The 22413-nt window shown below is 47.3% G+C and carries 19 protein-coding genes and 1 rRNA gene; 14 read left to right on the top strand and 6 right to left on the bottom strand.

Going from position 1 to position 22413, the window contains the following annotated elements:
* Positions 1 to 61: 61 nt before the first annotated feature.
* From ACFQ45_RS00845 to ACFQ45_RS00825, 5 genes are all read left to right on the top strand, one after another.
* A complete protein-coding gene (locus ACFQ45_RS00845; protein ID WP_377364356.1) occupies positions 62 to 922 on the top strand; it encodes a carbohydrate ABC transporter permease in 861 nt (286 codons plus the stop codon).
* Positions 923 to 932: 10 nt separating this feature from the next.
* Positions 933 to 1763 (top strand): carbohydrate ABC transporter permease, encoded by an 831-nt coding sequence (locus tag ACFQ45_RS00840; protein WP_377364354.1) that lies wholly within the window; start codon positions 933 to 935, stop codon positions 1761 to 1763.
* 18 nt (positions 1764 to 1781) lie between these two features.
* Positions 1782 to 2885 carry an ABC transporter ATP-binding protein gene (locus ACFQ45_RS00835; protein WP_377364352.1) on the top strand — a complete coding sequence of 368 codons (1104 nt, stop codon included), beginning with the start codon at positions 1782 to 1784 and terminating at the stop codon, positions 2883 to 2885.
* Positions 2878 to 4311, top strand: coding sequence for a mannitol dehydrogenase family protein (locus ACFQ45_RS00830; RefSeq protein WP_377364350.1), 1434 nt, complete (start codon positions 2878 to 2880; stop codon positions 4309 to 4311). Before ACFQ45_RS00835 ends, ACFQ45_RS00830 begins: the two co-directional genes overlap by 8 nt.
* Positions 4312 to 4477: 166 nt before the next feature.
* Positions 4478 to 5368 (top strand): helix-turn-helix domain-containing protein, encoded by an 891-nt coding sequence (locus ACFQ45_RS00825; protein ID WP_377364348.1) that lies wholly within the window; start codon positions 4478 to 4480, stop codon positions 5366 to 5368.
* A gap of 69 nt (positions 5369 to 5437) precedes the next feature.
* Here the strand turns inward: ACFQ45_RS00825 and xylB are convergent, their stop codons facing one another.
* Positions 5438 to 6925 (bottom strand): xylulokinase, encoded by a 1488-nt coding sequence (gene xylB / locus ACFQ45_RS00820; protein WP_377364346.1) that lies wholly within the window; start codon positions 6923 to 6925, stop codon positions 5438 to 5440.
* Positions 6926 to 7211: 286 nt separating this feature from the next.
* Between xylB and ygfZ the strand changes: the two genes are divergently transcribed.
* Positions 7212 to 8120: a CAF17-like 4Fe-4S cluster assembly/insertion protein YgfZ gene (ygfZ, locus tag ACFQ45_RS00815; RefSeq protein ID WP_377364344.1), complete on the top strand. Its 909-nt coding sequence runs from the start codon at positions 7212 to 7214 to the stop codon at positions 8118 to 8120.
* A 20-nt stretch (positions 8121 to 8140) separates the two neighbouring features.
* Here the strand turns inward: ygfZ and ung are convergent, their stop codons facing one another.
* Together ung and ACFQ45_RS00805 are read right to left on the bottom strand one after the other, a co-directional pair.
* Positions 8141 to 8866 carry a uracil-DNA glycosylase gene (gene ung, locus ACFQ45_RS00810; RefSeq protein ID WP_377364342.1) on the bottom strand — a complete coding sequence of 242 codons (726 nt, stop codon included), beginning with the start codon at positions 8864 to 8866 and terminating at the stop codon, positions 8141 to 8143.
* A 5-nt stretch (positions 8867 to 8871) separates the two neighbouring features.
* Positions 8872 to 9750 carry a phosphotransferase gene (locus ACFQ45_RS00805; protein ID WP_377364340.1) on the bottom strand — a complete coding sequence of 293 codons (879 nt, stop codon included), beginning with the start codon at positions 9748 to 9750 and terminating at the stop codon, positions 8872 to 8874.
* 90 nt (positions 9751 to 9840) lie between these two features.
* Here ACFQ45_RS00805 and hexR point away from each other — a divergent pair, with 90 nt between their 5' ends.
* Both hexR and putP read left to right on the top strand, forming a co-directional pair.
* Entirely contained in the window at positions 9841 to 10701 is an 861-nt protein-coding gene (hexR, locus tag ACFQ45_RS00800; RefSeq protein WP_377364338.1) for a transcriptional regulator HexR, read from the top strand.
* Between the two features lie 339 nt (positions 10702 to 11040).
* Positions 11041 to 12534 carry a sodium/proline symporter PutP gene (gene putP, locus ACFQ45_RS00795; RefSeq protein WP_377364336.1) on the top strand — a complete coding sequence of 498 codons (1494 nt, stop codon included), beginning with the start codon at positions 11041 to 11043 and terminating at the stop codon, positions 12532 to 12534.
* A 155-nt stretch (positions 12535 to 12689) separates the two neighbouring features.
* Here putP and edd read toward each other — a convergent pair whose 3' ends face one another.
* A complete protein-coding gene (gene edd, locus ACFQ45_RS00790; protein WP_377364334.1) occupies positions 12690 to 14504 on the bottom strand; it encodes a phosphogluconate dehydratase in 1815 nt (604 codons plus the stop codon).
* Between the two features lie 365 nt (positions 14505 to 14869).
* Here edd and gap point away from each other — a divergent pair, with 365 nt between their 5' ends.
* From gap to ACFQ45_RS00760, 6 genes are all read left to right on the top strand, one after another.
* Positions 14870 to 15883 carry a type I glyceraldehyde-3-phosphate dehydrogenase gene (gap, locus tag ACFQ45_RS00785; protein WP_377364332.1) on the top strand — a complete coding sequence of 338 codons (1014 nt, stop codon included), beginning with the start codon at positions 14870 to 14872 and terminating at the stop codon, positions 15881 to 15883.
* Positions 15884 to 15967: 84 nt separating this feature from the next.
* On the top strand, positions 15968 to 17413 hold the full coding sequence (gene pyk, locus ACFQ45_RS00780) for a pyruvate kinase (protein ID WP_377364330.1): 1446 nt from the start codon (positions 15968 to 15970) through the stop codon (positions 17411 to 17413).
* Positions 17413 to 17868, top strand: a complete 456-nt coding sequence (locus tag ACFQ45_RS00775) for a methylglyoxal synthase (RefSeq protein ID WP_377364328.1) — start codon at positions 17413 to 17415, stop codon at positions 17866 to 17868. Before pyk ends, ACFQ45_RS00775 begins: the two co-directional genes overlap by 1 nt.
* 201 nt (positions 17869 to 18069) lie before the next feature.
* Positions 18070 to 18561 carry a 5-(carboxyamino)imidazole ribonucleotide mutase gene (gene purE, locus ACFQ45_RS00770; RefSeq protein WP_377364326.1) on the top strand — a complete coding sequence of 164 codons (492 nt, stop codon included), beginning with the start codon at positions 18070 to 18072 and terminating at the stop codon, positions 18559 to 18561.
* Positions 18562 to 18564: 3 nt separating this feature from the next.
* The gene (gene purK / locus ACFQ45_RS00765; RefSeq protein WP_377364324.1) at positions 18565 to 19638 is read left to right on the top strand and encodes a 5-(carboxyamino)imidazole ribonucleotide synthase; all 1074 of its coding nucleotides are present in this window, start codon (positions 18565 to 18567) and stop codon (positions 19636 to 19638) included.
* 186 nt (positions 19639 to 19824) lie between these two features.
* Complete coding sequence (locus tag ACFQ45_RS00760) at positions 19825 to 20298, top strand: Lrp/AsnC family transcriptional regulator (protein ID WP_377364322.1); 474 nt, start codon at positions 19825 to 19827, stop codon at positions 20296 to 20298.
* Here the strand turns inward: ACFQ45_RS00760 and ACFQ45_RS00755 are convergent.
* Together ACFQ45_RS00755 and rrf are read right to left on the bottom strand one after the other, a co-directional pair.
* Positions 20295 to 21590, bottom strand: a complete 1296-nt coding sequence (locus ACFQ45_RS00755) for an MFS transporter (RefSeq protein WP_377364320.1) — start codon at positions 21588 to 21590, stop codon at positions 20295 to 20297. The genes ACFQ45_RS00760 and ACFQ45_RS00755 overlap by 4 nt on opposite strands.
* A 558-nt stretch (positions 21591 to 22148) precedes the next feature.
* A 5S ribosomal RNA gene (gene rrf, locus ACFQ45_RS00750) occupies positions 22149 to 22263 on the bottom strand.
* Positions 22264 to 22413: the final 150 nt, after the last annotated feature.

Genomic DNA, 22413 nt, shown 5'->3' with positions numbered 1-22413 from the left:
GTTTATTCTCGACATCATCGTCGCGAGACGCGCTCAAAAGCTAATAACGAGAGAAAATCCCATGAAGCGTTCCATCACTCGCTTACTAATGGCACCCTCTGTCATTTTGCTACTGGCATGGATGATAGTGCCATTATCAATGACCATTTATTTTTCCACCATCAACTACAACTTGCTTTACCCAGGTCGTACTAACTTTGTTGGCTGGATGAACTATGAATTCTTTGTTACCGATCCTGGCTTTTGGATTGCGGTCTCAAACACCCTGATTCTATTACTGTCTGTTTTGATCATTACCGTGGTACTCGGTGTGGCGCTGTCAGCGCTCATTGATAAGCCCTTTGCTGGTCGAAACATTGTACGTGTACTATTAATATCGCCTTTCTTCATCATGCCTACAGTCAACGCCTTGATCTGGAAAAACATGATGATGAACCCTGTGTATGGCATCTTCGCTTGGATATCCAACTCCTTTGGGTTAGAGCCGATCGATTGGTTGTCTAACCATCCACTTATGTCGGTCATCATCATGGTGAGCTGGCAGTGGCTCCCCTTTGCCATCCTCGTCTTCGTGACGGCACTTCAGTCCCAAGACACGGAGCAAAAAGAAGCCGCTCAAATGGACGGCGCAACTGGCTGGCACATTTTCCGTTACCTGACCATCCCACATTTGGCACGTCCAATCGCAGTTGTGGTGATGATTGAAACCATCTTCCTATTGGCGGTCTTCGCTGAGATTTATGTTTCTACAGGCGGTGGTCCAGGCTACGACAGTACTAACTTAGCGTACCTTATTTATAACCAAGCACTGCTTCAATACGATGTGGGCGTCGCCTCCGCAGGTGGTTTATTCGCCGTACTTCTTGCAAACATAGTCGCGTTCTTCTTGATTCGCGCTGTCGGCAAAAACCTAACAGTGTGAGGACAACATTATGACTTTAACGCAACAACGCAAACTCAAAACTATCTTGGTAGGCATTGCCTCTTGGACTATTGCACTGCTGTTGTTCTTTCCGATTTTTTGGATGTTCATTACGTCCTTCAAAACAGAACTGCAAGCGATCTCCGTACCACCACAATTGTTCTTTGAACCAACGCTTGAGAACTTCTCAATCGTGCAAGAACGTAGTGATTACCTAAAACACGCTTGGAACTCTGTGGTGACGTCGTTTGGCGCAACCATTCTTGCCCTGATCATTGCGATCCCAGCGGCATACTCTATGGCGTTCTTCCCTGGTAAACGTACCAAAGATATTTTGCTTTGGATGTTGTCCACCAAGATGCTACCGGCTGTGGGTGTATTGGTTCCTATTTACATTTTGAGCCGTAACTACGGTCTATTGGACTCCAAACTGGGTTTGGTCATCATTTTCACCTTGATGAACCTACCCATCATCGTTTGGATGCTGTTTTCATACTTCAAAGATCTGCCAAAAGAAATCTTGGAAGCAGCTCGTATGGACGGCGCCTCTCCATGGGGTGAAATGACCAAAGTAGTATTGCCTCTGTCTGTTGGCGGCATCGCATCAACCGGACTGCTTTCCATCGTGCTTTGTTGGAACGAAGCCTTCTGGTCTCTCAACCTAACAGCATCTGAAGCGGCACCATTGACAGCAATGATCGCCTCTTACTCCAGCCCTGAAGGCTTGTTCTGGGCCAAGCTATCGGCTGCCTCAACACTGGCTTGTGCGCCAATCGTTGTATTCGGCTGGTTCTGTCAGAAACAACTTGTACAAGGCCTCACCTTCGGTGCCGTGAAATAATTTATAGGAATAAGAATAATGGCTTACTTAAACATCACAGAGCTACAAAAACACTACGACGATTACCACGCCCTACGCGGCATCAACTTGGCCATCGAAGAAGGCGAATTCATCGTATTCGTTGGCCCATCTGGCTGTGGTAAATCAACACTTTTACGTACCATCGCAGGTCTTGAATCCAGCACTGGCGGCACCATCAATCTTGACGGTCGCGACATCACTGAGCTGGCGTCCTCTAAACGTGACCTAGCCATGGTATTCCAGTCTTACGCTTTGTACCCACACATGACAGTAGCGGATAACTTGAGCTTTGCTCTACGCCTAGCAAAAGAAGACAACGCCGTTATCCAAGAAAAAGTGAAGTCAGTGTCTGCTTCTTTGCAACTAGACAAACTACTAGAGCGTAAACCAAAAGAATTGTCCGGTGGTCAACGTCAGCGTGTCGCCATTGGCCGCGCCATCGTTCGCCAACCAAAAGTCTTCTTGTTTGACGAGCCACTGTCTAACTTGGACGCAGCATTGCGTGTACAGATGCGTCTTGAGCTGGCCCGCCTGCACAAGAAATTAGGCACCACCATGATCTACGTAACCCACGATCAGGTAGAAGCCATGACGCTTGCGGACCGTGTTGTGATCCTCAACGCCGGTCAAATCGAGCAAGTAGGGACGCCACTTGAGCTTTACCGCTCACCAAACAGCCGTTTCGTTGCTGAGTTCATCGGTACGCCGAAAATGAACCTTATTCCACTAGACGGTGTGACTCGTTCTGGTGAAAACCTAGAGCTGAACCTGATGAATAAAGTCATCGAGTTCCCTGTATCACGCACTCACGGGCCATTGCCTTCTAACGTGACCATGGGTATTCGTCCTGAGCACATGCAGATTGTTGCTGAAGGTGGCGACCTAAGCGGTAAAGTTGAACTGATCGAGCACCTTGGCTCTGAAGCGTACACACATGTTCGCTTGTCAAATGATCAAACCATCATTGTTAAAGCACCAGCACGTACCACCATCAAAGATGGCGAAATCATTCATATCAATGTTGACCGTGAAGAAGTGATCCTATTCAACGAAAGCGATCGTGTCTTCTCTGTTATTGCTGAGGAAGCAAGCCATGGCTAATCATCTAATTGCCACACAAAACGCTGATCAACTGCTTGAGCGTGGCTACCAACGTAACGACATCACAGCCGGTGTCATGCATTTAGGAGTGGGCGCGTTTCACCGCGCCCACCAGGCAGTCTACTTCGACCGTCTATTGGCAACCCCTGAAGGCAAAAACTGGGGCATTATTGGCGTCAACTTACGTCCACAGGATTCTGCAGCATTCAGCCGCTTTGTTGAACAAAAAGGCGAGTATGTTCTGAAAACCATGGACCCTGAAGGCAACACAGAGTACGAACACATTCGCTCTCTTGTGGGTCAAATCGATGGAGCTAAAGACCCTGAAGCGGTAGATCAAACGATGGCTGACAGCGCCATTCAGATGATTACTTCGACCGTGACAGAAGGTGGCTACTACCTAGACGAAAACCGTCAGCTAATGCTAGATCATCCAGCAATTAAAGGTGACCTAGCCGGTGAGCGTCATACCCTTTACGCTTTTTTGTATGCGGGTCTGAAACTGCGCAGCCAAACCTCTAACGCTAAGATTACCTTGCTTTGCTGTGACAATTTGCGTCACAACGGTGAAATTCTTGAAGCAGGTTTGATGCAATTCCTTGCTGCGAAAGGGGATTCTGAGCTCGCACAATGGGTGTCCGATAACGTTGCCTTCCCTTGTTCTATGGTGGACCGTATCACCCCTAAACCAAGCCCTGAGCATGTGGAAGACGTGCGTGAGCGCTTTGGTATCGATGATCAAATGACGGTGATGGGCGAAGACTACCTACAATGGGTTATTCAAGACAAGTTTGCGGGTGCTAAGCCTGCTTTGGATTTGGTCAATGCGCAATTCGTGGACGATGTTGTGCCTTACGAAGAAGCAAAAATCCGGATTCTGAACGCAGGCCATACCAACGTGGTCTATCAAGCCGCACTCAAAGGCATGACCTATTTCGACGAAGCCATGCGTGACGAAGAATTAAGTCAGTACTTTGTGGATTTCATTTTGGAAGACTCCATCCCAGCGATTGGCGACTCCATTGTGGATCTTGATGCCTACTACAAAATCATCGGTCGTCGCTTCAGCAATGCTAACATTGGCGATACGGTGGAACGTATTTGTACCGATGGCTACGCTAAGTTTCCGATCTTTGTTTACCCCTCTTTAGCGGGTTGTTACAACAAAGGCCGTACACCAGCGAAAACCATTCAGGGCATCGCGGCATGGTTTACCTATTACCACAAAGCGAAGGCAGGTACGGTGGCAACGCCTTACCATGAGCCGAACATCGCCTCGATGGAACGCTTTACTAATGACGCAGAAGGCATAAAATACTTTGCCACTGACCGTTATCTTTGGGGAGACATCCCAACGCAGTATCCTGCGTTTGTGACTGATCTAACCCAAGCAATCCAAGCCATGCAACAGCAATACGACGCCTAGCAAAAGTGGCTTAAGGCACTTAGTTCTATCCACTAAGTGCCTTAATGACATCTACTGTCAAAGATAACAATAATAGCAACACATCACGGGATTAACGTGTTTACGATACTCGAGTTTTGCAACGGACATATTGCATGCTAGAGCTTAATCGAAGTAGGTAACCACTATGTCAACAGCGACGACAAAACGACTCACACCAGAATACGAGCTGGTACATGAAGGCATCGAAACCATCCGCTATTTGGAGCATGGTCACCCCAGTGAATTAATTCGTTGGCATGCCCATGATGACTACGAATTGCACTTTATTGTGGCCTCTACTGGCAAGGTATTTGTCGGCGATTACATAGGAAACTACAAGCCAGGACAATTAATCCTTACTGGCCCACGTTTGCCGCACAACTGGATCTGTCAAAACAGCGATACCTCTGTGCCACTTCGTGACATGGTCATTCGCTTTGACCATGAAGCCTTCGAGCAAGGCTGTAAAATCGTGCCAGAATTAGCGGAAATACTTCCCATGCTGGCCCGGGCCAAATCTGGTATAGAGTTCTTTAACGTAGACTTTGATTACCTACAGGAGACCTTCGCGCAGGTGCGTGATTCTTCTGGGCTACAACGGGTGATGAATGCCCTGCCATTGCTGCACCAATTGTCTCAAAGTCGAAGCTACCGCTTGCTGTCTACGGTTCAAATCGACTTAAAATCCAGTGAAACCCTGCAGCGTAAAATCAATACCGTAGTGGATTACGTGTCCCAAAACTACGCAAACGACATTACTCTGGCCAATGTGGCAAGCTTGATTGGCATGTCAGACAGTCATTTTTCACGCTTCTTTAAGAAAGCGACGGGCAACCGCTTTACTGAATTCGTCAACCGCATGCGCATTAGTCGTGCCTGCAGTCTATTAACGGAAACCGATCAGCAAATCGCGAATATCTGTTTTCAGGTAGGCTTCAATAATGTGGCGAACTTCAACCGCCGTTTTCATGAATTAAAAGGCGTTACGCCAAGGGACTTTAGAGCCCAATACTACAAACGTATTGAAGGGCAATAAGTTCGTACAAAATAAAAAACAAAAGGAACCCAAAAGCCGCAACGATTATTCGCTGCGGCTTTTTTATTCTTATACTAGCTGACCAAAGGCATCATTGAGCACGGCCGTTTGCTCGTATGCTTTACGGTATAAGGCATACTTGGCGCTAAAGTATTCGGCGTTATCAGGGTTCGGCTGATGGGTTGCTAACACTTCAGGCAATTGACAGTGTTCCTGAATCAAAGCTTCAATGTCTTGCCCTTCGCTTTCTTTTTTCCCCATTAGGGCCAAACGTGCGGCACCTAAACCTGGCCCCACATCTCCCCCATCGCGATAGTCTATGGTCTTACCCAATACATCTGCGATCAACTGACGCCAAAGAGCACTTCGAGCGCCACCACCAATCAAGGATAATTCGCTTACATCACTGCCAGCGCTGGCGAGAGCGTTCTGGCAATCTAGCAATGAGAAGGCAATGCCTTCTAAAACAGCTAAAGTGAGCTCCGCACGCTGGGTACTGTTCACCATGCCTAAGAACTGACCATTCGCAAGGGGGTCGTTAATGGGTGTTCGCTCGCCATTTAAGTAAGGCAAAAACACCACGCGAGCCCGTTGAATATCACTGTCTTCCAGCTCATCCAATAACTCAGGTACTGGACGATCTACCAATTTTGCAAACCAAGAAAGGGAATTGGCAGCACTTAACGTCACCCCCATTTGGTGCCAACGATTTGGCAAGGCATGGCAAAAGGCATGAACCGTGTTGTCCGGGTTGGCATTATGGGATTCAGACACACTGAAATACACACCAGAGGTTCCTAAGGACACAAAGCCCTGCCCAGGCTCAGTAACCCCCATTCCCACAGCCCCCGCTGCATTATCACCCGCCCCAGCAACCACTGGGATAGGCTGCAAGCCCAACTGCTCGGCGATATCGGCCGATACCTGGCCAACCACCTGCTGGCCTTCAAATACTGTCGGCATGTTTTCAGAGGTCAACCCGCAGATTTTCAATAATTGCTCGTCCCACTGGCGTGTTTCTGGGTTTAGCCATAAGGTACCTGCCGCATCAGAACAGTCGCTGGAAAATACGCCTGTCATGCGGTAGACCAGATAGTCTTTCGGCAAGAGCACTTTATCAAGCTGAGCATAAACCTCTGGCTCATTTTCTTTGACCCAAAGGATTTTAGGAGCAGTGAACCCCGGCATAGCAAGGTTACCGGACAAGGTTAACAACTCAGGATGAGCTTGCATCACGGCATCACATTGGGATTTACTGCGACCGTCATTCCATAAAATACAGGGACGAAGCACCTGCCCCGCAGCATCCAATAAGGTGGCACCATGCATCTGACCAGACAAACCAAGGGCTTCGATCTTGCTTAGGTCCAAACGCTCAGATAACTGACCACATACATCCAGCAAGGCTTGCCACCAATCTTCAGGTGCTTGCTCTGACCATGTGGCTTTGGGAGAAGAAACAGTAAGGGATGAAGACGCCTGAGCAACCACATTGCCCGCATCATTAATGACCACACCCTTCAATCCGGATGTGCCTAAATCTAAACCTAAAAACATATTGAATACCTGCGACAGGGCGCGATGACTGTTATTTTTTTATGGCATTTCTCACCTTAAAAGAGTGAAAAAATGTCTACCTACACAGTGTCAGAAGAACAGGTTCGAGAGTCAATCTAATCGGTAAAATTCGCATTTTTCGTATCAGTTGATCGCAGAATCCATCAACTCTGAGCTTTGCTCAACACAAACCCGCCAACGCAATAAACTGACCTTCAGACATATTGAAATTATAGACACTAGCCGCATATAAGTAGCTATACATCCATTCCCTATCGAGGCCACTATGCAACTCGAGCAACTTTTAAATGACCATCTTCCGGCAACCAGCTATGCCCACGCAAAAGACATGGGCGTTATCCGTGTGACGGGGCCGGACAGTGCTAAGTTTTTACAAGGACAAGTCACTGCAGACATCCACAAGGTCGATACGCAGAACAGCAGCTTCGCCGCAGTCTGCACACCGAAAGGTCGGATCATTGGCAACTTCTTCGTATTACAAAGTGCACCAGAAACCTATCTTCTAGCCATCAAACAAGATGTCTTAGAGACGCTGTTAACACATTTGAAGAAGTACGCTGTGTTTTTTAAAACTGAGCTAAGCGATGCCAGTGATCAGTTTACGGTCAGCTCCATGTTTGCCTTCAGTGGTGCGGTTTCCCCACAAGAGCAGTATCCGTTACTGATTCCTACCAGCCATCAAGACGATTGCAGCCAATTGATTTTGGATAACAGTTTCTACCGTCAAACCTTAACCCTAGCCCCCAAAGCGGAAGAACTGCCCGATCCAGAAGACCCAGCGGCTCACCATGTGATGGGGTTATTGGCTGCTAGGCCGCTGCTCACTAAAAAAGATACTGAAGAACTATTGCCCCAGTGGATCAACATGCAGCGCAACGGTGGCATCAGTTTCACCAAAGGCTGTTATACCGGTCAAGAAATCGTGGCTCGCATGAAATACCGCGGTAAGTCGAAAAAGCATTTGGCTTTGTTTGCCGCTGAACAGCCGATTCAGGTAGGCAGCGATGTCTTAAATCAAGAAGGTAAAACCATTGGCCAAGTGTTTGACGCGGCCGATGCTGGGGAAGCCCACGTTGCCCAAGTGATTTTAAATGTGGATCAAAGCGAGTTCAGCGAAGCCAGCTCTGACGGTGTCCCCATGACACTACTTCCTTTGCCTTACACATTAGATTAACTGGACGCATACCATGTGATTCAAAAAAGAGTGCCCTGTGCGCTCTTCTTTGTTTCTTGTGGTGGGGCAAATGACAAATGTGAAGACCAATCAATGGCTGTTTTTCCTTGCGCCAGCAAATAGTCATTGGCTTTTGAAAAATGCCCACAGCCAAAGAAACCACGATAAGCAGATAATGGTGATGGATGAACCCCTTCCAACACGAGATGTTTATCGCGATCTATATTGCGCCCTTTTTTATGGGCGTAAGATCCCCACAACAGAAACACAACCCCATCATTTTCTTGGCAGATCACCTCAATGACGCGATCGGTGAAACGTTCCCAGCCCTTTTTTTGATGTGCACCAGCCTTCCCCGCTTCAACCGTTAGCACGCTATTAAGCAATAGCACGCCTTGCTCAGCCCAGCTTTGCAGATACCCATGGGGCGCCACGGGAATCGACAAATCAGATTTCAGCTCCTTATACATATTCATCAAGGAAGGTGGTGTTTTAACACCAGGCTGTACCGAAAATGACAAGCCGTGGGCTTGGCCTTCACCGTGATATGGGTCCTGCCCTAATATCACCACCTTAACCTTCTTTAGGGGCGTCTCTTTAAAAGCATTAAACCAAGCCGTTTGAGGTGGATAAATGATCTGTCCTTGAGCTTCGCGCTCCTGCAAATAAGCCATTAATGCCTGCATATAGGCTTGATCAAATTCAGGCTCTAGAAAGTGAGACCAGTCTTGTGGAAATCGTGTCATGGGGTTTAATTATCAAAATAAGGGTTAAAATCTGTGTCTGTCGCCAAGACATGATACCACTCTAGGCCGTTTAACTCCTGAGGGGCCGTCAGATGTTTCAGTAATAGCCATACTAACTCCCGCACCACATACAGCTTACGGTATAAAAGTACTCGCTTAGCCATCCCTGAAGTGAAGGGTTTTCCAAGTACATATTGGCAGACTATTTCAATGTGCTCTGGCTGCAAATGCTGTGAATGAGCCAACACGGCCACATCAAACAGCGGATCATTCATCCCTGCGCTTTCCCAATCGATCAACCAAAGCTTTTGCCCATCGATGATTAGGTTTTTAGGGTTCAGATCGTTATGGGCCAACACAAGATGCTCGGGGGGAACTACTGTAGGCAAGGCCTCAAACCAGTTCGACACTTGGCGCCACTGGGCTGAGACACTGACAAAGTTTTCGTGGAGACGAATCTGCTCCAACCAATCGGCTATGATCAATTGCACATCATAGTGCAGCTTAATAGGAGGCATGTCATGGAGGCGTTTCAACAGTCTACAAACTTGCTCAATCGAAGCTTGAGTGTGCTGAACCTCTAAAGGTAAGGTCGAGCCAGTCAAAAACTCGCTTAGCACAACCCCTTGAGGATTATGCCACAGGATTTGAGATGTGAGACCCTGTTGTGCGGCTTGCTGCCACACGGATAATTCCGTTTGGCGATCAATGTGAAAGCACTGGGACTCTAGCATAGGCAGCCGCAGTACCCATTTTGGCTGACCTGATTCGAGAATTTTATAAACCTTATTCGTGAAACCTTCCTCGATGGCTTCAACGCGAATCTCACCATTGATCGGCAAAATCGAGTTCAATTGCTTCAAATAGTCTGAAAGAGCACACATTTTCAATCACTTATTGCCAGAGGGGTAAACCGCTGTCAGAATGTCTTTGAAAGCCTTTCGAGTCAATATAATACTGTTGAAGCCAAATAGATGAATAAGCACGAAGATATTATTCGCAGAATCCAAGAGAAGTTAACCACGCTCAGCAAATCCGAGCGAAAAGTGGCGGAAGCAATCCTAGCTGATCCGAAAACCACCATTCATTCCAGCATTGCCAAGCTAGCAGCTCGAGCAGAAGTCAGTGAACCAACGGTCAACCGCTTTTGTCGTAGCTTAATCGGCAGTGGCTTCCCCGACTTCAAAGTCGCACTGGCACAAAGTCTCGCGAAAGGTACACCTTACGTTAACCTGAACGTAGAGCCAGATGACGCTGCGGGCGCCATCACAAACAAAATTTTTGAAGCCGCTAAGAACAACCTAACCCGTGCCCAAGAGCTCCTACCTGAGACGCTTATTAGCCGCACCGTAGATGTTTTAGCCCAAGCAAGACGCATTGAATTTTATGGACTTGGTGCCTCCGGCCCTGTGGCAAAAGATGCCCACCATAAATTCTTCCGTCTAAATATGCCTGTGGTGGCTTACACGGATATCTTGGTACAACGTATGGCGGCAGCGGGGACGCACCCAGGTGATGCGGTCGTGGTTATTTCCTTATCTGGACGTACCTTACCTTTGATCGAAACGGCTCGTGTGGCCCGTGAAGCAGGCGCTACAGTCATTGGCATTACCAACCCGGGTTCTCCACTCACTGAGCATTGCTCTATTGTGCTGCCAATTGAAGAAACAGAAGACACAGATATTTATACGCCAATGAGTTCCCGTATCGTGTATCTGACATTGGTGGATGCTCTCGCCACTGGTGTTTTGCTAAAACGCGGTCCAGAATTCAATGAACATTTGCGTAAGCTTAAACTAAGCGTACAAGACACTCGCCTACCCAAGGCAGACTGATATTACACCTACAACACAGCTCGGTGTTGTAGGTTTCTTTCAGACATCCCCCTCCCCTCGCTCAATTCCAGACCTTTTTATAAGTTTTTCATAGAATCGTGAAAGATTAATCCCAAGACACCCCATAAAATCGCCGGTTAGGTTGCGTAACGCCCACTGCCTAGCATGCATCAGCGTTAAATTTGAGGGACCCAACCTACTTTCGTCATGAAAATTAGCAATAACATTTGAAGCCATCAGTCGTGCTTTTAACTGTCTTTTATTGTTTCAACTATATTGAAGCAGAGACAGGATTACGCTCTTTAGGCTTCGCCATAAAATTAAATCATGGGGACTACAATGATTGAAAACAGCTTAGCAATAAGCTTTACCTTCCTTGCATACTTAATTGTCATGCTTGGAATAGGGCTATACGCATACAAACGCACTTCCAACTCAGAAGACTATTTCCTAGGAGGCCGTTCTCTAGGACCTTGGCCTACAGCCTTGTCTGCCGGTGCATCCGACATGAGTGGTTGGTTGCTTTTAGGACTTCCAGGCTATGCTTTTGCGGCGGGTATGGAATCTATCTGGTTAGCAGGTGGTTTGCTTGCAGGAACCTACTTGAACTGGCTAATCTGCGCTAAACGCCTGCGTACTTACAGTGTTGAAACCCATGCTTTGACGCTTCCCGAATACCTTTCCACTCGCTTCCAAGATAAATCCAAGTTGATTCAAACGATTTCAGCTTTCTTTATTTTGCTGTTCTTCCTGTTTTACACCAGCTCAGGTTTGGTGGCCGGTGGTAAGTTATTCGAAACCGTTTTTGGCCTAGATTACCGTTGGGCAGTCGTGATCGGCACCGTTTGTGTGGTGTCTTACACGTTATTCGGTGGTTTCTTAGCGGTCTCTTGGACCGACTTAGTTCAAGGACTACTTATGTGTGCCGCTTTGGCGATCGTTCCTTTTGCCATTATGGAAGGTGACTGGTCAACACTGCCAGCAACCTTAGCGGATAAGAACCCAGAGCTGCTAACCCTTTGGCGCGATATTAATGGTGAGCCACTGAGTGCCATCGGTATCATCTCATTAGTCGCTTGGGGACTTGGTTACTTTGGCCAACCACACATTTTGGCTCGTTTTAAAGCCTCTCGCTCCAATAAAGACATCGCCACAGCACGTCGCATCGCCGTAGGTTGGACAGCCATCTCAATGATTGGCGCCCTACTGATTGGTATGGTGGGCATTGTTTATGTGGACAACCATATGGGTGGCGCACTGGATGATGGCGAAAAAATCTTTATGATTTTGGTTAATGCTGTCTTTAACCCAGTGGTTGCAGGCATTCTTTTGGCGGCTATCCTGGCTGCTATCATGAGTACGGCAGATTCCCAATTATTGGTGTCTTCTTCGGCTTTAGCGGAAGATTTCTACAAAACTTGGCTAAATCCGAATGCAACCCAAAAGCAAATCGTCAATGTGGGACGTTTAGGCGTAGTAGCCTTGTCGATCATTGCTTTGGTCCTAGCGTTTAATCCAGAGAGTTCAGTACTTGGATTGGTATCCTATGCTTGGGCTGGCTTTGGTGCGGCATTTGGACCTGCGATCATCTTGAGCCTATTCTGGCGTAACATGAATCGTAACGGTGCCTTAGCGGGTATCATTGTCGGTGGTGTCACCATCGTCGTTTGGAAGCAAATCTCAGGTGGCATCTTTGATCTATACGAGATTGTTCCTGGATTCATCCTATCTACCTTGGCAATCATCATCGTCAGCATCATGACTGGCGCTCCTGATAAGAAGGTGGCAGAGTCCTTTGATGCCTACGAAGGTAAGCTAAAGACTCTTGATTAACACCCGCTGCTAACACTAAAAAGCCGAGCCTTATTTGGGGCTCGGCTTTTTTATTGCTTTAGTTTTTACTTGCCTTAGCTTTTAAAAGCAAAAAAAAGGCCTCCCGAAGGAGGCCTAAACACCATTACTAACAAACGTTAGTAGTCAGAGAAATCTTAATCGTTAAACAAGCTGCAAGCACCTTGCTCTGCACCGTTCACCAACATACGTTGCCCACTGAACAGCTCACGCCCCATACCCTGATGAGAACGCGTCAAATCACATTCTGCCGCATCACGCTTAGCCAGCTCTGCTTCACTTACCAAAACAGAAAGTGTGCCTTCCACAGCATCTAGGCGAACCAAATCACCGTCTTGAATCTTAGCAATCAAACCACCAGCCAATGCTTCAGGCGTCAAATGAATGGCTGCTGGCACTTTACCGGATGCACCGGACATACGCCCGTCGGTGACTAACGCCACTTTATAGCCTTGATCCTGCAAGTTACCTAAGTAAGGCGTTAATTTATGCAACTCTGGCATACCTAACGCTTTTGGCCCTTGGAAACGAACTACTGCCACACAATCACGCTTAAGCTCACCACTGGCAATGGCATTGGCTAAATCATTTTGATCATGGAAAACCACGGCAGGGGCTTCAATAATGCGGTTCTCTTCTTTCACCGCAGACACCTTAATCACAGCGCGACCTAGGTTGCCTTTTAATAGTGACAAACCACCTTCTTTACTGAATGGGTTTTCGATTGGGCGCACCACCGCTTCATCTAGGCTCTTGCTCACCCCGTCACGCCAAACCACTTTGTCCCCATCCAAGAACGGCTCTTTCGTGTATAGCTTCAAGCCTTTACCAGCGATTGTATTGACGTCTTCGTGAAGCAAACCACCTTTTAGCAATTGCTCGATTAGGAATGCCATACCACCGGCCGCTTGGAAGTGGTTAATATCCGCTTGGCCATTCGGGTAAATGCGAGTCATCAATGGCACCACTTTAGAGAGCTCGGCAAAGTCATCCCAGTTAATAATGATGCCAGCAGCACGGGCAAAGGCCACGATGTGCATGGTGTGGTTAGTCGAGCCACCGGTTGCCAACAAACCAACGATGGCATTCACAATAGAGCGCTCATCGATCACTTGGTAAATCGGGCGGAACTCTTTGCCTAATGCGGTTGTTTTCGTGGCCAACTGAGCGGTATGACGCGTCAGAGCTTCACGTAGTGGCGAATCAGGGTTCACAAAAGAAGAGCCCGGCAACTGCAAGCCCATAATTTCTACCAATAGCTGGTTGGAATTCGCAGTACCATAGAAGGTACACGTACCCGCACTGTGGTAAGCAGCGGACTCAGCTTCCAGTAACTCATCGCGGGTCGCTTCACCTTTCGCAAAGCGTTGACGAACTGCGGCTTTTTGGGCGTTGGTAATACCTGTAGGCATCGGACCAGCAGGTACAAATAGACATGGCAGATGACCAAAGCGTAACGCCGCAATCAACAAACCTGGAATGATTTTGTCACAAATGCCTAAGAACAAGGCCGCATCAAACATATTGTGGGACAAGGCAATGGCTGCCCCTTGTGCAATATTGTCGCGGCTAAAAAGAGAAAGCTCCATGCCGTCTTGACCTTGAGTGACCCCATCACACATAGCCGGCACACCACCAGCGAACTGAGCAATGGAGCCCATTTCAGCTACGGCTTTACGAATAATGTTTGGGTAATCTTCGTAAGGTTTATGAGCAGACAACATATCGTTGTAAGAGGATACGATGGCAATGTTCGCTTCATCGAGTAACTTAAGCTTTTGCTTTTCCTGTGGCTGACATGCTGCAAAGCCGTGGGCCAAGTTACCGCAAGACAGCGTCCCTCGGTGTGGACCTTTCAACTCAGCCTGCTGCATATCTGCGAGATATTGAGTACGCAGTGGCTTACTACGCTCAATAATGGCCTGTGTGACTTTTTCCACGATAGGGTTCATTCTTCCTCTCCGTACAGGCATGCTGGCACAGCCTGAAAAATCTAATTTATGTAATTTTACTACATTTTAATAATTTAATCGGGACAAACAAGCCTAAATATGACTTTATAAGCCCTTTTGTGTAATTAATTTACCAAAAACTGTAGCAACGGTCTTTTTTTTGGTTAGAATAGGACGACTAGCAAGCTAAAGGACAAAGACTCTGGAGACTTCTTACAAGTTGATTCGATTGAATCTGTTGATCCAAGTCTTTTTCTAGGAAGTAATTTTTAATTTTTGTAGTATTTTTACAATAACATCTAAATAAATCTGTCCTACACTAACTTTAGGATAGATATATTCTTCAATTATTCTAGGAGTGAGATATGACGATTAAGGTAGCTATCAACGGTTATGGACGTATCGGACGTAACGTTCTTCGAGCGCTTTACGAGTCTGGCAAACGCGACCAAATCCAAGTTGTTGCCATTAACGATCTTGGCGATTCCAAAATCAATGCTCACTTAACTAAATATGACACAGTTCACGGGCGTTTCAATGCCGATGTGACATTTGATGCCGAAGCTCTGTACATCAACCAAGATAAGATTCTTACTTTCTCTGAACGTGATCCAGCGAAACTTCCTTGGGCGGATCTTGGTGTTGACGTTGTTTACGAATGTACTGGCTTCTTTACAACTAAAGAAACAGCAGGTGCTCATATCTCTGCCGGCGCGAAGAAAGTCATCATTTCTGCACCGGGTAAAGAAGTCGATGCAACCGTCGTATACGGTGTTAACCAAGACGTTTTAACTTCTGATATGACGGTTATCTCTAACGCATCTTGTACAACTAACTGTCTTGCACCAATCGCTAAGCCTTTGAACGACAAGCTAGGCATCGAAAGTGGCTTGATGACTACTATCCACGCTTACACGAATGACCAGCGTCTTTCAGACGTATACCACTCTGATCTATACCGCGCCCGTGCAGCAGCGATGAACATGATCCCAACTAAAACAGGTGCTGCGGCAGCCGTTGGCTTAGTGGTTCCAGAATTGGCAGGTAAATTTGACGGCATGGCGGTTCGTGTACCGACGATCAACGTTTCCTTGGTTGACCTGACGTTCCAAGCTCCTCGTGAAACCACAGTAGAAGAAGTTAACCAAATCATTGCCGACGCCATCGCAGCGGACCCAGTTCTAGCTCAAGTATTGTGCGTTAACAATGAGCCATTGGTGTCTATGGACTTCAACCACAGCACATTTACATCTAACTTTGACGCGACTCAAACACGCGTTCAGGGCAAACTTGTTAAAGTGATGTCTTGGTATGACAACGAGTGGGGCTTCTCTAACCGAATGTTAGATAACACCATCGCATTGATGAACGCTAAATAAGGCGTTTTTAAAAAGGCTGCTGACGCAGCCTTTTTCGTCTCTTATACTACTCCCACACGCTTTATAAATTTTCTTGGAATGAATATGACTCGCAGAACAAAAATCGTTGCTACATTAGGCCCAGCTTCTAGCTCTCCAGAAATGATTGAGAAACTTATCCTTGCAGGCGCTAACGTATTCCGCTTGAACTTCTCTCACGGACAGCCGGAAGACCATATCAACCGAGCAAAGATCGTTCGCGAGATGGCTGCGAAAAACAACCGTCATGTTGCCATTCTAGGAGACCTTCAAGGCCCTAAAATCCGTATCGCCCGCTTCAAAGAAACAAAAATCCATCTAGAACAAGGGGCAACCTTCATTCTAGACGTTGGCTTTGACAAAAATGCGGGCGACGAAACTCGAGTCGGTATCGACTACCCTCAACTTGCTGAGGATTCTTCTCCTGGCAACGTATTATTGCTAGACGATGGCCGAGTAGTACTTGAAGTACTTGAAGTAAAAGGCACTGAAGTTATCACTAAAGTCATCGTGGGTGGCGCCTTGTCTAACAACAAAGGCATCAACCGCCAAGGTGGTGGCTTATCTGCCGCTGCTCTGACAGACAAAGATAAAGAAGACATCAAAACTGCCGCAGCACTTAAAGCGGACTACTTAGCGGTATCTTTCCCACGTAGCGCTGCGGATCTAGAAGAAGCTCGCGCCCTTGCTCTGGCTGCTGGCCTAGAAACTGGCATCGTTTCTAAAGTGGAGCGCGCTGAAGCCGTTGCGGACGACGAAACCCTAGATTCCATCATCAAAGCTTCTGACGCTGTGATGGTTGCCCGTGGTGACCTTGGTGTTGAAATCGGTGATGCGGAATTGATCGGCGTTCAAAAACACATGATCAAACGCTGCCGACAGTTGAACCGTCCAGTGATCACTGCCACTCAAATGATGGAAACTATGATCACTCAAGCCATGCCAACACGTGCAGAAGTATTCGACGTAGCAAACGCGGTATTAGACGGCACTGATGCGGTGATGCTATCGGCGGAAACAGCAGCAGGCGACTACCCAGAAGAAGTGGTTAAAACGATGAACCGCGTCTGCTTAGGAGCAGAAAAGCAGCCTTCTGTTATGCGCTCTAAGCACCGCTTAGATGTGACCTTTACGTCCATCTCTGAAACCATTGCTATGTCTGCTATGTATGCAGCTAACCACCTAGAAGGTGTGCGTGCGATCATCAGTCTGACGGCTTCTGGTACAACACCTTTGTTGCTGTCTCGCATTTCATCAGGTCTGCCAATCTTTGCGTTATCGCCAAACCAAGAAACGCTTAACAAAACCGCCCTTTACCGTGGTGTTACTCCTGTTGCCTTCTCTTCACAAGAATTCAACGTAGATACCATCATCGCGGGCTTGGTGAACAAGGTGAAATCCTTAGGCTACGTAAAAGAGGGTGATCTAGTTATTGTGACAAAAGGCGACCACTTGGTATCCCATGGCACAACTAACATGATCAAAGTTGTTAAAGTAGGCGAAGTCGCCTAATGGAAAAGAAGACCGTTACCACAGCAGCGCAGAAACGCGTTGCTTTGGTGGCTCATGATAATATGAAGCCCGAGCTCACCACTTGGGCCGTTCAGCATAAAGAAAAGCTGATTAAGCATAAACTCATGGCCACTGGCACAACCGGTAATTTATTACAGAAGCAGCTTGGTGTTCCTGTGGATGCCCTAATCAGCGGCCCATTGGGAGGCGATCAACAGCTTGGTGGTCTGATTGCAGAAGGCAAGATCGACATCCTGATTTTCTTTTGGGATCCTTTTGAGCCCATGCCCCATGACCCAGATATCAAAGCCTTGCTTCGAGTCGCAGCGGTTTGGAATATTCCAATTGCTTGTAGCGTCTCCTCTGCAAACTTCTTAATCAGCTCGCCTTTGTTCGATGCGCCGTTTGAGAAGCAAATTCCAGATTACGAAACCTACCTCAAGGCGAGACTTTAACTCGCCTTCTTTATTTAGAGCACCTAACTTCTAAGCAATAAAAAGTCGTTTATAAGCCGTCCTCAGCTCGCGATTTCGACGAAAATCGGCTATATTATCGCCCCTATTTGCTGGAGTTGAGCACAGCTCCTCCTCTGATTTGTACCACTACTCCGACACTTCCCCCTCATACCCGTTGGAGCACAGCGCAGGAGAACGATTTTGCAAGCGAAAGTAGCCCTTATTATGGGATCAAAAAGTGACTGGGCAACCATGGAAGCCGCCGCGGAAATCATGGACAAACTAGGCGTTGCCTACCATGTAGAAGTGGTCTCTGCACATCGCACACCCGTTAAGCTAGCAGAATTTTCAGAAAGCGCCGTAGAGCGCGGTTTTAAGGTCATCATTGGCGGTGCTGGGGGTGCAGCTCACTTACCAGGCATGGTGGCAGCACACACACGTTTACCTGTGTTGGGTGTTCCGGTTCAAAGTAAAGCCCTAAACGGCATGGACAGCTTGCTGTCTATTGCACAAATGCCAAAAGGCGTGGCAGTAGGCACCCTAGCCATTGGTACAGCAGGTGCCTTCAATGCAGGCCTACTCGCTTGCCAAATCTTAGCAAATGAAGACGAAGCCCTAGCACAGCGTATTGACGCCTTCCGTGACGAACAAACGGACACTGTATTGGCTAACCCAGATCCACGAGAGGAGTAACTCATGTCTTCTATTTGGGTACTTGGCGCAGGCCAACTGGGCGCTATGCTAAAACAAGCAGCTAACCCGCTTGGCTTAGATGTAAAGCCAGTCGACATTGAAACAGACGAAGTCCTACCCCTTCAGGCGGACGACATTGTTACCGCAGAGCGGGAAGACTGGCCTGAAACTGCCGCTACAAAACAGCTGGCAGCGCACCCTAATTTTGTAAACCTCAACACTTTTCCTCAGCTGGCTGATCGATTGACGCAAAAGCAATGGATCGACAAACTAGAGCTTGCAACAGCCCCTTGGTTCCCTGTCGAAGCCGATTCTACTGCCACGAAAGCCTATGAAACATTGGGCGAGCGCGTCCTAATGAAACGCCGCAGAGGTGGTTACGATGGCAAGGGCCAATATTGGCTCAAACAAGCTGAAGCCACAGAAATTCCAGATGACTGGAAAGGCTTCGCCATTGCTGAGCAAGCCATCAACTTCGACGAAGAAGTATCCGTTGTCGGCGTACGCGGTAAAAATGGCGAAAAGTACTTTTACCCATTGACTCTGAACCTTCACATCAATGGCATCTTGTACGCGTCCATTTCCCCGTTACAGCGCCTTGAGCACCTTCAGCCTAAAGCAGAAGCCATGCTCGGAAAGCTGATGGATGCCCTAGATTACGTTGGTGTCATGGCCATGGAATGTTTCCGTTGTGGCGACGACCTATTGATCAATGAATTAGCCCCTCGGGTTCATAACAGTGGCCACTGGACACAAGCGGGAGCAAGTGTCGACCAATTTGAAAATCACATCCGTGCTGTAGCAGGACTGCCCTTAGCCCCTGCCGAAATTAAGAACCAAAGCATGATGGTGAACCTAATTGGTGTAGACGTGGATTACAACTGGTTAGCGATCAAAGGCCTAGAGCTGTATTGGTACAAAAAAGAAGTACGCCCTGGCCGAAAAGTAGGCCATCTAAATGCCTGTTCTGGCAATTTAGAAGAACTACAAACCATCCTTAAAGAGCTTAAAACAATGCCCGCGCCTTATGACGAAGCGCTCGCTTGGCTAAGCCAACATTTGCCGTCTCAGGCATAAGGAAAAAGGCTGCCCTAGGGCAGCCTTTTTTCATTCACTTTCCTACCTAAATCTGCAAAGTATTCGCAAATAAAGCAAAGAATGTGCTTGTTTATTATGTAAAATTCCCTAGGATAATAACTATAAAGACGCCAGCTAATCTCCGATAACCAATTAAGCTGGGGCGATAATTCCAAGGAACCTTGAATGAACACACTCGAACTCGACAGCTACGACTGGAAGCTGCTACAAGCCCTACAGGCTAACGCTCGACTTTCAAATGTCGCCCTGTCAGAACAAGTTAATTTATCACCCTCTCAATGCTCTAGACGGCTTCAACGCTTAGAACAAAGCAAGTTAATCGAATCCTATAATACCCAACTCAATACGGCAGAACTCGGTTACCAAGTAACAGCTTTCGTGACAGTAACCCTTGAGAAAGGTAATACCCGTGCACGGAAAAATTTCCAAGAACGAGTCGAACAAATGGACACAGTCCTAGAGTGCTACTCAGTCACCGGCGAATGCGACTACTGGCTAAGAGTGATTGCTCAAAACTTACCTGCCCTCGCTAATTTCCTAAGCGAAGATTTGGCCTACATGGAAGGTGTTCGAGACGCTAGCTCAACCGTTGTCCTGAACAAAGTAAAACAATGTAGCAGTGTCCCATTACCTAGTTAAGAATGGGACACATCCGGTAGGCGTAGAGCAAACACAACCCCTACCAGCGTAATGCACGAATAAATTCCCACAAGCGCCTGCAAACTTAGCACTTCACTCAGTATTCCAAGCGTACTGAGTATCAACAGCAAAATACCAATCGCAGTATTTCCTACCGCGGTATAACTGGTTCGTTTATTACCTTCCGCCATATCCACTAAATAGGTTTTACGGCCCACACGAATGCCCTGATGAAATACCGTTAATAAAAAATAAAATAACGGTAACAACCAAATACTTCCCAGCAGGTCAGGCAGCCAAAAACCAATAGCCCAAAGCAACACCCCAGTAACGCCCCCCATTGCAGAAGCAAACACCAACACCTTACGGCTGGAAACATCAGAAAACCTTCCCCAAAACGGGCCTGATAACAAACCAGCAAGGCCACTGATCACCATAAACAGCGCTAACACCCAAATACTGCTACCAATACTCTGTTCCGCCAACAACACATAATATGGGGCACTCAGAGCGGTTCCTAGAAACATGGCACGGGTGATAACAAAGCGCCTAAATGCCTTGTCTGTTTTAAGCAAAGAAAGTTGCTTCAATACAGCTAGCACAGACAAGTCGGAATTCTCAGTTTCCCCTTTATCCTCGTCTACCTTCGCAAACACAAGGGAAGCCACCAGCCACATAACAGCCCCTAACACCAGCCCCCAGACAAAGTAACCGGATTGATTCCAATCTAGGGCATAGCTAGCCGCCATCAACCCCCCAATACCAACAGTCACTAAACCAGCAGCACTTGCGGAAAGACCTGTTACCTGTCCACGCTGTGCCTTAGGAATAGCCTTACCCAAGACATCTTTATTGGCAACTGAATTCAAGCCCCGAGCAAAACTGAACACCGTCAGCAATAATAGAATCAAAACACCAGCAAGAGCGCCCTCAACTAACGCGGCCACAGCCGCCATACCTAATAAACTACATGCCTGAATCGAGCTGCCGCTCACCCACACCCACTTACGAATACTCAACCGCTTGATAGCATTTGCAATAAACAACTGAGGCAATAGCGAACCTGACTCCCTAATGGGAACCAACCAACCAATTAAAAAAGTTGGCGCACCAACACTGTTCATCAGCCAGGGTAAAGTGACTTTTGGATTGACCAAAGCATCGCCGATGTTCGTTAGGAATTGAGCAAAAATAAGCTTCAAAAAATTCTTAGCGGTCTTAGAATCCGTATTATCATTTTGAGTTTTAACAATTCGCCGATAGAGAAGCACAGGCCAATGGGGTTGAGACATTCATTACTCCGCAGCACTAAATAGATAGATGTAATTGATATCCATAAGATAATAGCATGCGACATGACAGATAAATGCCAAGCATGACGAACAAAATGCGCATGCTAGCCACTTAATGTGCCCTCCCCTTTTTTAAAAGGAAGGCTAGGATGGGGATCGTACTCATAGGGGTCAGATCCTAATCCTGTTAGCGGCTACTAGAGACTAATGTATGTAAAGGGATCTGACCCCTTTATAGAAGCGGACTCACGCACTGAGGTCTCAGGTTCCTTCCCCTTTCTAAGGGGAAGGCTAGGATGGGGTTAATCGCTTTTTTAAACAAGCACAAAAAAAGCCCTGACCATCGCTGATCAGGACTTCGTATTTGAAGCTTGACGACGACCTACAATGATCTGACGCTGCGCGTCATCCCCTGCGGGCATCCTTCGGATGTCTGCCACTGGCTCCTACGGAGCATGGTGTCATCACATGGATCCATTGTAGTGGACAGACAGGTGACGTGATTCAAAACGAAAAAACCCCGCCCTGCTTCGCAGGACGGGGTTCTTTTCATTTGAAGCTTGACGACGACCTACTCTCACATGGGATCTCCCACACTACCATCGGCGATGGCGCTTTTCACTTCTGAGTTCGGGATGGGATCAGGTGGTTCAACGCCTCTATGATCGTCAAGCAAACTGGTACATGCTTGAACAAACAGGGTTTACTCTATTCAACCGCTCATTTGCTACAGCATAGAATCTAGTATGCTATCTAAAAAAGCCCTGACCATTTCTGATCAGGGCTTCGTATTTGAAGCTTGACGACGACCTACTCTCACATG

This window comes from Rhodanobacter aciditrophus (assembly GCF_042679525.1).
Lineage (GTDB): Bacteria > Pseudomonadota > Gammaproteobacteria > Pseudomonadales > Marinomonadaceae > Marinomonas > Marinomonas aciditrophus.
This window is presented reverse-complemented; position numbering and strand designations above follow the sequence as displayed.

Excerpts from the sequence above, each read along its gene's own strand:
- ACFQ45_RS00845 (WP_377364356.1), top strand. The coding sequence starts at position 62 with ATGAAGCGTTCCATCACTCGCTTACTAATGGCACCCTCTGTCATTTTG.
- ACFQ45_RS00840 (WP_377364354.1), top strand. The coding sequence starts at position 933 with ATGACTTTAACGCAACAACGCAAACTCAAAACTATCTTGGTAGGCATT.
- ACFQ45_RS00835 (WP_377364352.1), top strand. The coding sequence starts at position 1,782 with ATGGCTTACTTAAACATCACAGAGCTACAAAAACACTACGACGATTAC.
- ACFQ45_RS00830 (WP_377364350.1), top strand. The coding sequence starts at position 2,878 with ATGGCTAATCATCTAATTGCCACACAAAACGCTGATCAACTGCTTGAG.
- ACFQ45_RS00825 (WP_377364348.1), top strand. The coding sequence starts at position 4,478 with ATGTCAACAGCGACGACAAAACGACTCACACCAGAATACGAGCTGGTA.
- xylB (WP_377364346.1), bottom strand. The coding sequence starts at position 6,925 with ATGTTTTTAGGTTTAGATTTAGGCACATCCGGATTGAAGGGTGTGGTC.
- ygfZ (WP_377364344.1), top strand. The coding sequence starts at position 7,212 with ATGCAACTCGAGCAACTTTTAAATGACCATCTTCCGGCAACCAGCTAT.
- ung (WP_377364342.1), bottom strand. The coding sequence starts at position 8,866 with ATGACACGATTTCCACAAGACTGGTCTCACTTTCTAGAGCCTGAATTT.
- ACFQ45_RS00805 (WP_377364340.1), bottom strand. The coding sequence starts at position 9,750 with ATGTGTGCTCTTTCAGACTATTTGAAGCAATTGAACTCGATTTTGCCG.
- hexR (WP_377364338.1), top strand. The coding sequence starts at position 9,841 with ATGAATAAGCACGAAGATATTATTCGCAGAATCCAAGAGAAGTTAACC.
- putP (WP_377364336.1), top strand. The coding sequence starts at position 11,041 with ATGATTGAAAACAGCTTAGCAATAAGCTTTACCTTCCTTGCATACTTA.
- edd (WP_377364334.1), bottom strand. The coding sequence starts at position 14,504 with ATGAACCCTATCGTGGAAAAAGTCACACAGGCCATTATTGAGCGTAGT.
- gap (WP_377364332.1), top strand. The coding sequence starts at position 14,870 with ATGACGATTAAGGTAGCTATCAACGGTTATGGACGTATCGGACGTAAC.
- pyk (WP_377364330.1), top strand. The coding sequence starts at position 15,968 with ATGACTCGCAGAACAAAAATCGTTGCTACATTAGGCCCAGCTTCTAGC.
- ACFQ45_RS00775 (WP_377364328.1), top strand. The coding sequence starts at position 17,413 with ATGGAAAAGAAGACCGTTACCACAGCAGCGCAGAAACGCGTTGCTTTG.
- purK (WP_377364324.1), top strand. The coding sequence starts at position 18,565 with ATGTCTTCTATTTGGGTACTTGGCGCAGGCCAACTGGGCGCTATGCTA.
- ACFQ45_RS00760 (WP_377364322.1), top strand. The coding sequence starts at position 19,825 with ATGAACACACTCGAACTCGACAGCTACGACTGGAAGCTGCTACAAGCC.
- ACFQ45_RS00755 (WP_377364320.1), bottom strand. The coding sequence starts at position 21,590 with ATGTCTCAACCCCATTGGCCTGTGCTTCTCTATCGGCGAATTGTTAAA.